This is a genomic window from Gordonia alkaliphila, from assembly GCF_023017165.1.
In the GTDB taxonomy this organism is placed as follows: domain Bacteria; phylum Actinomycetota; class Actinomycetes; order Mycobacteriales; family Mycobacteriaceae; genus Gordonia; species Gordonia alkaliphila.
In genome coordinates this window covers 2798676-2813717 of sequence record NZ_JALKBW010000001.1, presented here as the reverse complement: position 1 = coordinate 2813717, position 15042 = coordinate 2798676, and the positions used below count along the sequence as shown (strand labels likewise).

The 15042-nt window shown below is 69.2% G+C and carries 15 protein-coding genes and 2 tRNA genes; 5 read left to right on the top strand and 12 right to left on the bottom strand.

The window, feature by feature from the left end:
- Positions 1-50 precede the first annotated feature (50 nt).
- The 8 genes from MUG78_RS12730 to MUG78_RS12695 form a co-directional block, all read right to left on the bottom strand.
- Positions 51-512, bottom strand: coding sequence for a hypothetical protein (locus MUG78_RS12730; RefSeq protein ID WP_246995318.1), 462 nt, complete (start codon positions 510-512; stop codon positions 51-53).
- A gap of 138 nt (positions 513-650) precedes the next feature.
- Entirely contained in the window at positions 651-1256 is a 606-nt protein-coding gene (locus tag MUG78_RS12725) for a molybdenum cofactor guanylyltransferase (RefSeq protein ID WP_246995316.1), read from the bottom strand.
- 55 nt (positions 1257-1311) lie between these two features.
- On the bottom strand, positions 1312-1956 hold the full coding sequence (gene sodC / locus MUG78_RS12720; protein ID WP_246995313.1) for a superoxide dismutase[Cu-Zn]: 645 nt from the start codon (positions 1954-1956) through the stop codon (positions 1312-1314).
- Between the two features lie 76 nt (positions 1957-2032).
- Complete coding sequence (gene clpX / locus MUG78_RS12715; protein ID WP_246995311.1) at positions 2033-3307, bottom strand: ATP-dependent Clp protease ATP-binding subunit ClpX; 1275 nt, start codon at positions 3305-3307, stop codon at positions 2033-2035.
- A 186-nt stretch (positions 3308-3493) separates the two neighbouring features.
- Positions 3494-4174, bottom strand: coding sequence for an ATP-dependent Clp protease proteolytic subunit (locus MUG78_RS12710; RefSeq protein WP_246995310.1), 681 nt, complete (start codon positions 4172-4174; stop codon positions 3494-3496).
- A 41-nt stretch (positions 4175-4215) separates the two neighbouring features.
- A complete protein-coding gene (locus MUG78_RS12705; RefSeq protein WP_246997017.1) occupies positions 4216-4794 on the bottom strand; it encodes an ATP-dependent Clp protease proteolytic subunit in 579 nt (192 codons plus the stop codon).
- Between the two features lie 101 nt (positions 4795-4895).
- Positions 4896-6422: a trigger factor gene (gene tig / locus MUG78_RS12700; RefSeq protein ID WP_246995308.1), complete on the bottom strand. Its 1527-nt coding sequence runs from the start codon at positions 6420-6422 to the stop codon at positions 4896-4898.
- Positions 6423-6469: 47 nt separating this feature from the next.
- Positions 6470-6546: transfer RNA gene (locus MUG78_RS12695), tRNA-Pro, on the bottom strand.
- A 154-nt stretch (positions 6547-6700) separates the two neighbouring features.
- Here MUG78_RS12695 and MUG78_RS12690 point away from each other — a divergent pair.
- A tRNA-Gly gene (locus MUG78_RS12690) sits at positions 6701-6771 on the top strand.
- Positions 6772-7063: 292 nt separating this feature from the next.
- Complete coding sequence (locus MUG78_RS12685) at positions 7064-7747, top strand: L,D-transpeptidase (protein WP_246995306.1); 684 nt, start codon at positions 7064-7066, stop codon at positions 7745-7747.
- Between the two features lie 89 nt (positions 7748-7836).
- Here the strand turns inward: MUG78_RS12685 and MUG78_RS12680 are convergent, their stop codons facing one another.
- From MUG78_RS12680 to MUG78_RS12670, 3 genes are all read right to left on the bottom strand, one after another.
- Positions 7837-8736 (bottom strand): PE-PPE domain-containing protein, encoded by a 900-nt coding sequence (locus tag MUG78_RS12680; RefSeq protein ID WP_246995304.1) that lies wholly within the window; start codon positions 8734-8736, stop codon positions 7837-7839.
- Between the two features lie 78 nt (positions 8737-8814).
- On the bottom strand, positions 8815-9630 hold the full coding sequence (locus tag MUG78_RS12675) for an Fpg/Nei family DNA glycosylase (protein ID WP_246995302.1): 816 nt from the start codon (positions 9628-9630) through the stop codon (positions 8815-8817).
- 6 nt (positions 9631-9636) lie between these two features.
- On the bottom strand, positions 9637-10107 hold the full coding sequence (locus tag MUG78_RS12670) for a ribose-5-phosphate isomerase (protein WP_246995300.1): 471 nt from the start codon (positions 10105-10107) through the stop codon (positions 9637-9639).
- Between the two features lie 20 nt (positions 10108-10127).
- Between MUG78_RS12670 and MUG78_RS12665 the strand changes: the two genes are divergently transcribed.
- A complete protein-coding gene (locus MUG78_RS12665; protein WP_246995298.1) occupies positions 10128-11141 on the top strand; it encodes a M48 family metallopeptidase in 1014 nt (337 codons plus the stop codon).
- Between the two features lie 17 nt (positions 11142-11158).
- Here MUG78_RS12665 and MUG78_RS12660 read toward each other — a convergent pair whose 3' ends face one another.
- Positions 11159-11764, bottom strand: coding sequence for a DsbA family protein (locus tag MUG78_RS12660; RefSeq protein WP_246995297.1), 606 nt, complete (start codon positions 11762-11764; stop codon positions 11159-11161).
- A gap of 106 nt (positions 11765-11870) precedes the next feature.
- Between MUG78_RS12660 and MUG78_RS12655 the strand changes: the two genes are divergently transcribed.
- Positions 11871-12416, top strand: a complete 546-nt coding sequence (locus tag MUG78_RS12655) for a hypothetical protein (protein WP_246995296.1) — start codon at positions 11871-11873, stop codon at positions 12414-12416.
- A gap of 41 nt (positions 12417-12457) precedes the next feature.
- Positions 12458-15016, top strand: coding sequence for an aminopeptidase N (pepN, locus tag MUG78_RS12650; RefSeq protein ID WP_246995295.1), 2559 nt, complete (start codon positions 12458-12460; stop codon positions 15014-15016).
- Positions 15017-15042 lie beyond the last annotated feature (26 nt).

Here is a 15042-nt window from a genome sequence, read left to right as displayed (position 1 = left end):
CCGAGCCCGCTGTCACGGGCAGCGACGCCACCTGCGACCGGCCGCAGATCTCAGCGCGGAACGCCGAATGTCGCGCCGCCCGGGATCTGCCAGGGCCCACCGCTGCCGACGATGTTGATGGCGCCGACGATCTGTCCCGCGCCCGTGTGCAGGGTGGTCTTCAACGGGCCGCTGAACGGTCCCGTGCACGGGCGCACCGTGCCCGAGCCGGCGCGACCGGTGGTCAGGTTGGTGTAGTCGAACCGCACCAGCGTGCCGGCCGCCCCGCGCCCGCAGGCGGCGCCGCCGGGTGCGCTCAGTGCCACCTGCCCGGGCCTGCCGGTGGTCTCGATCCGGATCGACGCCGCGTACCCGCTCCAGTTGCCGAGCCCCATGGACAGGATCCCCTGAGCCGGGACCTGCTGCACGGGAAGCGGTGCGGCCGCAGCGGGCGCCGCGGCCAGCGTGCCCGCTGCGAGCGCCGCCACCCCCGCTCCGGCTGCCGCGATGATTCGCTTGCTGATGATCGACATGGCCGACCTCCCGTCGGTGACAGCCGGAGTGCTGTACCCACTACTTCGCACTGCCACACCCCAGCGTTACCGCCCCGGATGCGATCTGCCGTCTGCTGCAGTCGCATGGTGACTGCAGCAGACGGCAGACGCTGTGGATCAGGCGCCGGCGCGCAGGCGGTGCAGGTCTTCGGGGGCGTCGATGTTGGTGAGCCAACGCGGATCGCTGACACCGACGCGATGCGTGAGGACCGCGTCGAGCGCATTGGTCATCAGCAGTTCGCCCTGCTCCACCAGTTCCTCGAAGACCGGGAGCGCCCGCACCCGGTAGATCCCGGCCATCGGATGATCGCGGCCGCCCTCGTGGGCGATCACCACGTCGGGCGAGCTGGTCAGCGCGCGCAGCAGTTCGTCGACGAGCTCGGCGCCGACCAGCGGCATGTCGGTGGCGCAGACGAAGGCCGCCGCCGCACCGGCTTCCTTCGCCGCGGTGAGGGCCGCGACGATGCCGCCGAGCGGTCCGGCGCCGACCTGCTCGTCGGTGATCCAGGTGAGATCGGAGTCCGCGCCCAGCTCCGCGTAGGCCTGCGACGACTCCGCCGCCGCCACGAGCACCGGGCGGCAGCGGGCGCCGATGGCGTCGGCGATGACGTTCAGCATGGGGCGGCCGTCCCATTCCAGGGCCGCCTTGTCTTGCCCCATGCGGCGGGAACGACCGCCCGCGAGGATGATTCCGGCCAGTCCGTGCTGCGTCTGCTCAGTCATGCTCGCCATTGTCCTGCACGGGCGGTCGCGGCAAGGGCGATCGCCGGGATCGGCGCTACTGCTGCGCGCCCGCCGAGATCACGCCGCACGCCACCCGCGAACCCGCGTCGCCGGTCGCCATGGTCTTGGCGTCGGGGCCGGGCGTACCGTCGTTCTGCTTGTACCGCTCGGCCGGGATGTTCGCGAAGTTGTCGCTGCCGGAATGGATCATGATCGACGTCCCCGTGCCGGCTTCCAGGTCGGCGCGGGTGAAGGAACTGGTGGTGGTCTCCAGCAGCGCAGAGCCGTCGTTGCGGACCTGCAGCGACGACAGGTCGCCGCTGGACGGATGGCCGGTGTGACCGGGCGCCTGGAAGTGGCCGCCCGCCGACAGGAAGTCACCCGGCTCGCCGCCGTCGGGGGCCGTCGAGTTCGGCTGGCACAGGCCCACCGAGTGCACGTGCAGGCCGTGGAAGCCCGGCGTCAACTTGCCCGGCTGGGTGGTCTTGACCTCGACGGTCACGTAGCCGTTCGCGAACTCGAACTCGGCCGTGGCGATCTCCTCGCCCGCGGCGTTCTTCACCGGCACCGTCAGCTCGTCGGCGTCGTCGCCCGAATCACCGCAGGCGGTGAGCGTCGCGGCGGCGGCCACCGCCACGAGCAGACCTCCCGCGCCCCGAGCGGCGTTGCGGCGGACAGTGGATCGTCGTGAGATACCCATGGGTCACACGGTAGCGAAAAACGAACGCCCGGACCGTGTGCGGTCCGGGCGATCGAGTGCTGGCGGCGACGTCGGGTCAGGCCGACTTCTCGCGGGGCTCGCGCTTCTTGTGCGGCACCACGGTGGGCAGGACGTTGTCCCGCACGGTCTCCCCGGTGACGACCACCTTGGCGACGTCGGTGCGGCTGGGGATGTCGTACATCACCGGGAGCAGCACCTCCTCCATGATGGCGCGGAGTCCGCGGGCGCCGGTGCCGCGGTGGATGGCCTGATCGGCGACCGCCTCCAGCGCGTCCGGGGTGAACTCCAACTCCACGTTGTCCATGTCGAAGAGCTTGCAGTACTGCTTGACCAGTGCGTTCTTCGGCTCGGACAGGATCGAGACCAGCGCGTCCTTGTCGAGGTTGGTCACCGAGGCGATCATCGGCAGGCGGCCGATGAACTCCGGGATCAGCCCGAACTTGATCAGGTCCTCGGGCATCACCTCGGCGAAGTGATCGGAGGTGTCGATCTCGTTCTTGCTGGTCACCTCGTTGCCGAAACCGATGCCGCGCTTGCCGACACGCTCGCCGACGATCTTGTCCAGGCCCGCGAAGGCGCCGGCCACGATGAACAGCACGTTAGTGGTGTCGATCTGGATGAACTCCTGGTGCGGGTGCTTGCGGCCGCCCTGCGGCGGCACCGATGCCTGCGTGCCCTCCAGGATCTTCAGCAGCGCCTGCTGCACGCCTTCACCGGACACGTCGCGGGTGATCGACGGGTTCTCGCTCTTGCGCGCCACCTTGTCGACCTCGTCGATGTAGATGATGCCGGTCTCGGCGCGCTTGACGTCGTAGTCGGCGGCCTGGATCAGCTTCAGCAGGATGTTCTCCACATCCTCACCGACGTAGCCGGCCTCGGTCAGCGCGGTGGCGTCGGCGATGGCGAACGGCACGTTCAGCATCTTGGCCAGCGTCTGGGCGAGGTAGGTCTTGCCGCAGCCGGTGGGGCCGAGCATCAGGATGTTCGACTTGGCGAGCTCCACCGACTCGGTGCCGCGCGCGTCCTTCTTCTCCCCGGCCTGAATGCGCTTGTAGTGGTTGTAGACGGCCACGGCGAGCGTCCGCTTGGCCGTGTCCTGCCCCACCACGTAGGTGTCGAGGAATTCGCGGATCTCGGCGGGCTTGGGCAGCTCGTCGAGCTTCACGTCGCTGGTCTCGGCGAGCTCCTCTTCGATGATCTCGTTGCAGAGATCGATGCACTCGTCGCAGATGTACACCCCGGGACCCGCGATGAGCTTCTTGACCTGCTTCTGACTCTTACCGCAGAACGAGCATTTCAGCAGGTCGCCGCCATCTCCGATACGTGCCATTGGGCCACCACCACTTCCTGATCGGCGCGTACCTCAACGGTACCTGCGCTGGTTACTCGTCTTACTGATTTGTGCGTGCCGCGCCCGCTCGATGACCTCCGAGCCTACGGGCTCGGGCACGCACTGCCGGGGCGAAATCGCCCGGCGTGTCGACACCCGAGCCCTTCGGCTCGCTGCGCCGCCGGACTAGGCCCGCGCGGACTTCTTGCGGTACTCGAAGACCTCGTCGACGATCCCGTATTCCTTGGCCTGCTCGGCGGTGAGGATGTTGTCGCGATCGGTGTCCCGACGGATCGTGGCCGGCTCCTGGCCGGTGTGCCGGGCCAGGATCTCGTCGAGCCGGTTGCGGATCCGCTCGATCTCGGCGGCCTGGATCTCGAGGTCAGAGACCTGGCCCTGGAACGCGCCGCCGGTGCGCGGCTGGTGGATCAGGATGGTGGCGTTGGGCAGCGCGGCGCGCTTGCCCGGGGTGCCGCCGGCCAGCAGGATCGCCGCGGCCGAGGCCGCCTCACCCAGGCACACGGTGACGATGTCGCAGTGCACGTACTGCATGGTGTCGTAGATCGCCAGCATGTCCGGCACGCTGCCGCCCGGCGAGTTGATGTACATGGTGATGTCGCGGTCGGGGTCCTGGCTCTCCAGGACCAGCAGCTGCGCCATCACGTCGTTGGCCACCGTCTGGTCGATCGGCGTGCCGACGAAGACGATGCGCTCTTCGAAGAGCTTGGCGTACGGGTCGTACTGGCGCTGGCCGTTCGGGGTGTTCTCGATGAACGACGGCAGGATGTAGCGCGCCTGGATCTGCTTGAGCGCGAGGGCCGAATCGGGAATGCCGGCGCGGACGTCGGCCGGAAGGTCGTTGTACATGGGTTCTCCGATGAGGTGGTGGGTCGGGCGGACGGCCGAGATCATGCGCCCGGGCGGGCGACGCTGGTGACCACGTGGTCGACGATGCCGTAGTCCTTGGCTTCGTCGGCGGTGAACCACTTGTCGCGATCGGCGTCGGCCTCGATCTTCTCCAGCGGCTGACCGGTGAACTGCGCGTTCAGCCGGTTCATCTCCTTCTTGGTGGCCGCGAACTGCTCGGCCTGAATGGCGATGTCAGCCGCCGTGCCGCCGATGCCCGCCGACGGCTGGTGCATCATGATGCGGGCGTGCGGCAGTGCGTGGCGCTTGCCCTTGGCGCCTGCGGCGAGCAGGAACTGGCCCATCGAAGCGGCCATGCCCATCGCGTAGGTGGCGACGTCACACGGCGCCAGCTGCATGGTGTCGAAGATCGCCATGCCCGCCGTGACGCTGCCGCCCGGCGAGTTGATGTACAGGCTGATGTCCCGTTCCGGGTCCTCCGCAGCGAGCAGCAGGATCTGCGCGCAGAGGCGGTTGGCGATGTCGTCGTCCACCTGGGTGCCCAGGAAGATGATGCGCTCACGCAGCAGGCGCTCGAAGACCGAGTCGGTCAGGTTCAGGCCGGCGACCCCCGAGCTCATAGCGGGCGGCGTGTACAGGTTGCTCACAGTAGAAAGTCCCATCTCCTCTTGGCGGCCATCACAGTCGAAGGCCCGAGCCCGGTTGAAAGCTGTCACCGAGATTAATCACTTCTGGGCCCCCAGTTGTTCCGCACACCCCGTCGATTCGCTGACAGCGGAACCGACCTGGGGCCGACGGACCCGCGACCTCCCGAGCGGGGACCCCGCGGATGCAGGCGGCCGGGACCGGAATGTCCGGTCCCGGCCGCGTGCGGCGTTCTTACGGGGTGTCGATCACGCCTCGGCGTCGTCGGCGTCCTCGTCGTCGCTCGCGTTACCGAAGAAGGTCTCGTGTCGATCACGTCGCCGTTGGTGTCGGTGACGGTCACGTCGCCGATCACACCGGCGAGCGCCTTGTTGCGGCGGACGTCGGCGTACAGCGCGCCGATCTGGTTGGCACCCTGCAGCTGCTGGATGAACTCCTGCGGCGGCATGCCGTAGCGCTGCGCCTGCAGCATGATCTGCTGGGTCAGCTCGTTCTGGTCCACCTCGGTCTCGGCGGCGTCGGCGATGGCGTCCAGCAGCAGCTGGGTGCGCACCGACTTCTCGGCCTCCACCTTCGACTCGGCGTCCCAGTCCTCGCGGGTCTTGCCCTGCGCCTCGAGGAAGCGGGCGACCTGCTCGTCGTCGTGACCGAGGGCGTGGATCAGCTGGTGCTGGGTGGCCTCGAGCTCGTCGTCGACGACCTTCTCCGGCAGCGGGAACTCGACCTCTTCGAGCAGCTGGTCGAGCACGGCGTCGCGGATGGCGCCGGCCTGCTCGTACTTCTTGGAGTCGGCCACCTGACGGCGGACGTCCTCGCGCAGCTCGTCGACGGTGTCGAACTCGCTGGCCATCTGGACGAAATCCTCGTCCAGCTCGGGCAGCTCGCGAACCTTGACCGACTGCACGGTCGCGGTGACCTCGGCCTCGGAGTCGGCGTGCTCGCCGGCGATCAGGGTGGTGGTGAAGGTGGCGGTCTCGCCGGCCTTCAGACCGGTGATGGCCTCGTCCAGGCCGTCGATCAGGTCGCCGTTGCCCAGCTCGTGTGAGAGGCCCTCGGTGCTGGCGTCGGGCACGTCTTCACCGTCGACGGTGGCCGACAGATCCAGCGTCAGGAAGTCGCCGGTCTCGGCGCCGCGCTCCACGGCGACCAGGGTGCCGAAGCGCGAACGCAGCGACTCGAGCTGCTCCTCGACGTCGGCGTCGCTGATCTCGATCGGATCCACCTGCACCGACAGTGCAGCGAACTCGGGGAGGGTGATCTCCGGACGCACGTCGACGACGGCGGTGAAGGTCAGGGGCTCGCCGTGGACCAGGTCGCCGAGTTCGATCTCGGGCTGGCTGATGGCGTTGGTCTCGGTCTCGGCCAGGGCCTGGCTGTACTTGGCCGGCAGGGCGTCGTTGACGACCTGCTCGAGGACGGCCTCGCGACCGACGCGGGCCTCGATGATCTTGGCCGGGGCCTTGCCCGGGCGGAAGCCGGGGATACGGATCTGCTGGGCCAGCGCCTGGTACGCCCGGTCGAAGTCGCCGGACAGCTCCTCGAACGGAACCTCGACATTCAGCTTGACTCGGGTCGGGCTCAGCTGCTCGACGGTGCTCTTCACGACGTTGGTGCTCCTTTTTGTTACCTGTGCTCGTCGGTGACTTCGATTGGTCGGGATGACAGGATTTGAACCTGCGACCCTCCGCTCCCAAAGCGGATGCGCTACCAAGCTGCGCCACATCCCGGCGGCCGCGACAGAGGTCGGCACGGCCAAACGCACATAGTACGTGGCGACCCGCCGCACCCCCACATGCGGGAGGTGTTTTGTCGATCCGGAACACCCTCGAGTAATGTTCCGGACGCAGGTCGCTTCGGATCGCTCCGAAACCGTCGTGCCACGCGGGTGTAGCTCAATGGTAGAGCCCTAGTCTTCCAAACTAGCTACGCGGGTTCGATTCCCGTCACCCGCTCGTTTCGGTCCGGCCGACCGGTGTTCGCACCGGTCGGCCCTTGCCTTTCCGGCTGGTTTCGGACCGTGCGCGGGCGGATCGTCGCCGTCTCGCACTAATCGTGACACAAGCCACCGCGACCGCCAATCGCCGCATCTGCGCTGCTCACCGGCCGGTTCGAACCGCGACGGCACCGCGAAACGGCACGCGGTCGGCCGGATCGACATGGCAGGATCGCAACGGTTGTGTAACGATGCTCTCTGTACGTCTCTCGGGGGGACGTCTTCCATGACATCGAACGAAAGTCTGACCATTGCTTAACGCCAAGACTTCGGGCCGACGTAACAGCCTGGCTGCCCGACTCGTCGCCGTCGCCGTGGGTGCGGCGGCCCTGTCGCTCGCAGTGCCCGCTGTCGCCGACGCGAATCCGGTCGACAAGGTCACCATCTTCCCGGGTGGCCCGACCGTCGAGATCCCGGAGATCCCGGGTCTGCCGACGCCGCCGGAGAAGACCACGCCGAAGCCGCAGTCCACCGAGCCCGCCGTTCCCGGCGTGCCCGCGATGCCGAACGTGAAGACCAAGACCGGTTACGTCGCACTCGCCGACGACGCCACCCACACCATCTACTGGTGGAAGGACGGCCGGTACATCAAGCAGATGCCGATCTCCATGGGCTCGGACCGCTTCCCCACCGACAACGGCGTGTACCACACGATGGAGAAGTACCGCGACATGTACATGGACAGCTCCACGTACGGTGTCCCGGTCGATTCCCCGGACGGCTACCGCACCTACGTCGAGTACGCCACCCGCATGTCCAACTCGGGCATCTTCATCCACGCCGCTCCGTGGTCGGTGAACCAGCAGGGCAACACCAACGTGAGCCACGGCTGCATCAACGTGAGCACCGAGAACGGTCGCTGGGTCTACGAGAACATCGAGACCGGCACCCCGATCGTGGTGCGCGGCACCGTCGGCGGCCAGTACAACGGCTGATCGACCCCGTGATCTAGACAACGCGGTGATCTGACAACGCGGCCCTCCCGGACTCGGGAAGGCCGCGTTGCGCATCGGGAGGCTCGTGGTTACGCCGCGGTGCCGGTGGGGTCGGGCGCGCCCAGCGTCACCTGCACCTGCAGCCAGTGCGCGAGGTTCTCGCAGCCGGTGGTGTCCGGGTCGGTCAGCGGGGCACGACGATACGGCTCGCTGTCGTAGCTGACGTGCCGGCCGCCGAGCGGATTGGCCCAGGCCAGCCCGCGCAACGACAGCTGCGACGGCAGGTAACCCCGCACCTCGCGGGCCGCCACGGCCAGCCGACCGATGTCCTTGCGCCACTGACTCGGCCGCACCGCGGTCGCCGCGGCGTTCTGCAGGTCCGCCGCACGGACACGGTTCCACGCCTGCCCGGCCCAGCGCCCGAGCGTGCGGACCGAGAAGCCCTCGGACAGATCGGCGACGTCGCGAATCAGCGAGTCCGGGCTCGCATTGCAGATCACGTCGTCGGACGTGCCCACCCAGTACGCAGGCACCGACGACGGCAGGTCGGGCCCCGGTCCGGCCACGCCCCATCCGGAGCAGCCGGCCACGACGCCCGGCGGCTGGTGCGGGTCGGCGACGAAACCGACCGCAGCCACCGCCGGAATGTGTTGTTGCGCAAGGAGGTGCCGAATCACGACGGCCCCCTGCGAATAGCCGATCAACATCACGGTGGCGGCCGGATCGGCGGCGAGCTCGGTGTCGATCGCGGCCGACAGCGCCGCCACGCCCGCGGCCACGCTCGTCTGGTAGTCGTCGCCGGCCAGCCGTGGACTCGGCCCGTAGCTGGCCGGGTACGGCACCCAGCGCGCGACGAACCGGTCGTCGAGGGCCTCGGTGACGGCGGCGAGCATGCCGGCCGGATCGGTGCGGTGGTCGTCGACCCAGGATTCCCCGGTGCCGCCCACGGCGAGCACCGTGACGGGCTGAGCGCGCGGACCGGTGAGCATGGCACCCACTGTGCCGGGTCCGGCTGAGCGGGCACCCGGCCGGCACCTGAGGAGTCGCTGATAGTCTGCGAACCGGGTTCAGCTCTGGCAGGACGGGCACCAGAAGAGGTTGCGACCCTCCAGCTCCTGCCAGGCGATCGGAGTGCCGCACAGCCGGCAGGGCTCCCCGGCCCGCCGGTAGACGTAGGTGCGGGGACGGTTCGCCGCGTAGGCGGGTGCGCCGTGGTCGTGGTCGGGCCGGACGACGTGGATGCGCCCGCGCTCGGCGCCCACCGCCATCAGGGCCACCAGGTCGGCCCAGATCTCGGCGAACTCCTCGGCCGTGAGGGACGTGCCCGGACGCAGCGGGTCGATACCGGCGCGGAAGAGCACCTCGGCGCGGTAGATGTTGCCGACCCCGGCGATGACCTTCTGATCCATCAGCAGCGAGCCGATGGCGCGCCGGGACCGCGCGATCGCGGCAGCCGCCTGCGCCGGATCGGCGTCGGCCCGCAACGGATCCGGACCCAGCCGCGCCAGCAGCGCGTCGAGGTCGGGCGGGGTGTAGAGCTCGCAGGCGTTGGGGCCGCGCAGGTCCACACCGAGGTCGGTGCCGATCATCCGCATCCGGACCTGGCCCACCGGGTCGGGCATCGGTAGGTCTTCCTCGGTGAACGCGCCGTAGATCCCGAGGTGGATGTGGACCATACGGGCGCTCGACGCGGCCTCCGGGCCGTCGTCGAAGGTGTAGACGAGGTGTTTTCCCCACGCCTCCGCCGTGGCGAACCGCATGCCGTCGAGCAGGGCCGCCTCCGGCCCGAACCGGCCCTGCGGGCTCTGGACCTGCACCCGCTGGCCACCGAACTGCCGCTGCTGCCGCCGGGCCAACCGGTGCAGCGCGTGACCTTCGGGCATGCGGGCTCAGGCCTGCGGGAGGTTCTTCTCGCCGGTGGTCTCGTACTCGCCGATCAGATCCAGGCGACGCTGGTGCCGTGGCTCGTCCGACCACGGGGTCGCCACGAACGCGTCGACGATGGCCAGCGCTTCCTCCTTCGAGTGCATGCGGCCGCCGAGGCCGATCAGCTGCGCGTTGTTGTGCTGGCGCGCGAGCTGCGCGGTCTCCACACTCCACGCGAGTGCGCAGCGGGCACCCTTGACCTTGTTGGCCGCGATCTGCTCGCCGTTGCCGCTGCCGCCGAGCACGATGCCCAGGCTGCCCGGATCGGCGACGACGCGCTCGGCGGCGTCGAGGCAGAACGGCGGGTAGTCGTCGACGGCGTCGTACTCGTGCGCACCGCAGTCGATCACTTCGTGACCGGCAGCGCGAAGATGGTCGGCGATCTCGTTCTTTCGTTCGAAACCGGCATGGTCAGCACCCAGGTAGATCCGCATGCTGCCACTATAGTTTGGTCGTGAACACGCACGCGCCCATCCCCTCGGTCCCCGGCATCGTCGACCGCGCCGTCGTGGTTCCGCCGCCCCACGTCCCCGGTCCGGACGCCCTCTGGCGACCGCCCGCGGTGTACTCGAGCAGGCCTCGCTTCCATCCGTGGGAGCTGCCGATGCTCGTTCTCGTGGTGCTGCTGAGCCTCGGCGGGTACGCGACCGTCCTGGCGCTGGTAGCGACCGGGGAGATCAGCGACTACTTCCTGTTGGTGCTGGCGCTGCCGGTCCTGGTGCTGTTCGCCCGCGGCGTGCTGTTCGCGCAGCAGCGAGTCGGGGCGGTGCAGATGACGCCGACGCAGTTCCCCGAGGGCTACCGGATGATGGTCGAGGCCGCCGCGCGCTACGGGTTGCGCTATGTGCCCGACGGCTACGTGGTGAACGGCAACGGCGCGATCAACGCCTTCGCCTCCGGCCACGGTTTTCGGCGCTACATCGTGATCTATTCGGACCTGTTCGAGGTGGGCGGCGCGGCCCGCAGCCCGGAGGCGCTGGAGTTCGTCATCGCCCACGAGGTGGGCCACATCGCCGCGGGCCACACTTCGTATTGGCGGCAGTTGCTCACCGGCACGGTGATGTCGATTCCGATCCTGGGCACCACGCTCTCCCGCGCCCAGGAGTACACGGCCGACAACTACGGCTACTACACCCGCCCGTCCGGTGCGCCCGGCGCGATCGGCCTGATGGCCGCGGGCAAGTACATGCTGGGCGCGGTGGATTTCGACCAGTTCGCCGACCGGGCCGTGCTGGAGAAGGGCTTCTTCGTCACGCTGGTCAATCTGCTGTCCACCCACCCGGTGCTGACCTGGCGAGCCGCCGCGCTGCGCGACCGCACCCGGGCCGGTGCGATCGTGCTGCGCCCGCGCCAGGCCACCCGCGGTATCGGCAGCGGACACACCCTGCCGATCGACGAACCGCTGTCGTCGGCCCGACCGGCGCCGGGCAGTCTGCCCAACGAGTTGGCGAACCCGCCCAAATTCTGAACCCGCCGGGGCGCTGACTAGTCGAACGCGGGATCTTCGGTGCGGGTGCGCTTGAGTTCGAAGAAGTGCGGGTAGCCGGCCAGCGCCACCACGCCGTCCCACACGCGTCCGGCCTCTTCGCCGCGCGGGATCCGGGACAGCACCGGGCCGAAGAAGGCGACGTCGTTCACGTGGATGGTCGGGGCCCCGACGTCGTCGCCCACCTTGTCGATGCCGGCGTGGTGGCTGGTGCGGATCGCGGCGTCGAACTCGGTGGAGTCGGCGGCCGCGGCGAGGTCGGCGTCCAGCCCGGCGGCGGCCAGGGCCGCGGGGATCATCGAGGCGTCGGTGTTACCGCGGTTGTGTCGTTCGGTGCCCATCGCCGCGTACAGGCGGCCGAGCACCGCGTCGCCGTGCCGGTCGGCCGCGGCGGCCAGCACGCGCACCGGCCCCATCCCGTCGGCCAGCAGTTCGCGGTGCGAGTCCGAGATGTCCTTGCCCTCGTTGAGGACCACCAGGCTCATCAGATGGAAGTGCACGTCGATGGGCCGCACCTGCGCGGCCTCCAGAATCCAGCGCGAGGTGATCCAGCACCACGGGCACAGCGGGTCGAACCAGAAATCCACACGATCGCGATCAGCCATAGGGCCATTCAAGCACTTCGGCTTCCGGTGCGGTTGCCAGGAGATCGTGATCACCGTTACGTTGGGTTACAGGTCGGGGGACCGCAACCGTCGAAGGACTCCCACGATGACTACATCGCGAGCAAGGACTAAGACCACAAGTACCAGGACCACCGCCACCCGCGCCGCGTTCGTCGTCGGCGCCGTCGTGGCCACCGCAGCGGCGGCGGGCCTCGCCGCCGCACCCGCCCAGGCGGCACCGCCCGGCGCCGTCACCATCGCCTCCGCGCCGATCTCCGTGGTGCAGTGGCCCGCCGTCGGCCTCCAGTTCAGCGGCCTCGTGGTGCCGATGCCGGCGCTCGGCAACGTCACCGCGGCCACCACCGGCCAGCGCGGAATCACCCGACTGGCGGCCCCGTTCCCCGCCACCACCTGCTCGGCCAGCGGCGGCGGTGCACTCGTGTCGATCAACTGGCTCAACGTGACCAACGGCCGCAGCGGCAACGCCACCGTGAAGCCGTGCCCCAACTTCCTGGACCCGACGCCGCACCACCGGGACGTGGCCACCGGATCCGGCCAGGTGGTGCTCAGCACCCACCTGATCGGCTCGCGGGCCTACCCCAATGCAGCCCAGCCGTCGCTCCCGGGCGCGGGCGGTTTCATCGCGCCCTGAGCTGCGCCCCACCACCCGCGCGCGGGACTACAGTCGGACAGGTGACTGCACCCAATTTGACTCGCGCTGCGGCCGCTGAGCGCGCGGCGACCATCGACGTCCAGAACTACCGGATCACCCTCGACCTGACCTCCGGTCCGGACACCTTCGTCTCCCACACGGTGGTGACCTTCACCGCCGAGGAAGGCGGCCGAACGTTCATCGATCTGGTTGCCCCGCAACTCGTTTCGGCCAATCTCAACGGAAACGACCTCGACGTCGCCGACTACGACGAGTCGGTGGGGCTCACCCTCCCGGACCTCGCGCAGGAGAACGTCCTGTCCGTGGTCGCGCACTGCGCCTACTCCAACACCGGTGAAGGCCTGCATCGTTTCGTCGATCCGGCCGACGACGCCGTGTACCTGTACTCGCAGTTCGAGACCGCCGATGCCAAGCGCATGTTCGCCTGCTTCGATCAGCCCGATCTGAAGGCGACGTACTCGGTGAAGGTGCTGGCGCCCGCCGACTGGCAGGTGATCTCCAACGGCGCGACCGTCGAGACCACCCCCGCCGCCGGCGGCGCCGTCGAGCACGTCTTCGCGACCACCGAGATCATGAGCACCTACCTGGTCGCGTTGATCGCCGGTCCGTACGCGGTGTGGTCCGACGAGTACGTCGACGAGCACGGCACCATTCCATTGCGCCTGTTCTGCCGCGCGTCGCTCGCCGAGTTCATGGACGCCGAGCGCCTGTTCACCGAGACCAAGCAGGGCTTCGGCTTCTACCACCGCACCTTCGGGATCCCGTACGCCTTCGGCAAGTACGACCAGCTGTTCGTCCCCGAGTTCAACGCCGGCGCGATGGAGAACGCCGGCGCGGTGACCTTCCTGGAGGACTACGTCTTCCGCTCCCGCGTGACCCGCTACCTGTACGAGCGCCGCGCCGAGACGATCCTGCACGAGATGGCGCACATGTGGTTCGGCGACCTGGTCACCATGACCTGGTGGGACGACCTGTGGCTCAACGAGTCCTTCGCGACCTTCGCCTCGGTGCTGTCGCAGGTGGAGGCCACCGAGTACACCAACGCGTGGACCACCTTCGCCAACGTCGAGAAGAGCTGGGCGTACCGCCAGGATCAGCTGCCGTCCACGCACCCGATCGCCGCGGACATCCCCGACATCGCGGCCGTGGAAGTGAACTTCGACGGCATCACCTACGCCAAGGGCGCCTCGGTCCTCAAGCAGCTGGTGGCCTACGTGGGTCTGGAGCCGTTCCTGGCCGGACTCCGCGAGTACTTCGACGACCACCGCTTCGCCAACGCCACCTTCGCCGATCTGGTCGGCGCACTGGAGCGCGCTTCCGGCCGCGACCTGTCCGGTTGGGGCGACCAGTGGCTCAAGACCACCGGCATCAACGTGCTGCGTCCGGACTTCACCCTCGACGACGACGGCCGGTTCACCGCCTTCGCCGTGCTGCAGGAGGGCGCGGCGCCCGGCGGCGGCGAGACCCGCGTGCACCGCATGCGCATCGGCATCTACGACGACGACGCCAACGGCCGACTCGCCCGGACCCACGTGGTGGAGATCGACGTGGACGGTCCGCGCACCGAGGTCCCCGAACTGGTCGGCGTGCACCGCGGCGCGCTGGTCCTGCTTAACGACGACGACCTGACCTACGCCGCGGTGCGCCTCGATCCGGGATCACTGGCCACTGCCACCTCGCGGGTCGCCGACATCGTCGAACCGATGCCGCGCACGCTGGTGTGGTCGGCGGCGTGGGAGATGACCCGCCAGGCCGAGATGCGGGCGCGCGACTTCGTCGCCCTGGTGAGCGCCGGCATCGGTGCCGAGACCGAGGTCGGCGTGGTCCAGCGCGTGCTGCTGCAGGCCGCCACCGCGTTGGAGGCCTACAGCGAACCGGGGTGGGCCGCCGCCACCGGTCGGCCCGCCTTCGCCGCCCGCCTGCTGGAGCTGGCGCGCGACGCCGAGGCCGGCTCGGATCATCAGCTCGCGTTCCTGTCTGCGCTCTGCGGCGCGGTGTCGCGCCCCGAAGAGCAGTCGGTCCTGCGCGCGCTGCTCGACGACGCCGACCCGGCGTCGGTGGGCCTGCCCGGCCTGACGGTGGACGCCGAACTGCGGTGGAAGCTGATCAAGTCGCTCGCCGCCGCCGGTGCGATCGACGCGGCCGCCATCGACGCCGAGGCCGCGCGCGACAACACCGCCGCCGGTGCCCGACATGCCGCCGCGGCCCGTTCGGCCCGTCCCCTGGCCGAGGCCAAGGAGCAGGCGTGGACCACCGCGTTCGACGACGATTCCGTCGCCAACGTCACGGTGCGTGCCATGGTCGAGGGCATCGTCGCCCCCGGTCAGTCCGAGCTGTTGACGCCGTACACGCAGCGCTACTTCGCCGAGGTCGCGCAGCTGTGGGTGCGTCGCTCCAGCGAGGTGGCCCAGACCGTCGTCGTGGGTCTGTACCCGACGTGGGACATCAGTGCGGAGGGGCTGGCGGCCGCCGACGCCTTCCTGACGCAGGAGCTGCCGCCGGCGCTGGCCCGATTGATCGTCGAGGGCCGCGCGGGCGTGGAGCGTTCGCTACGGGCCCGCACCGTCGACGCGGGCTGACCGACCGAACAAGAACCGCCCCGCAC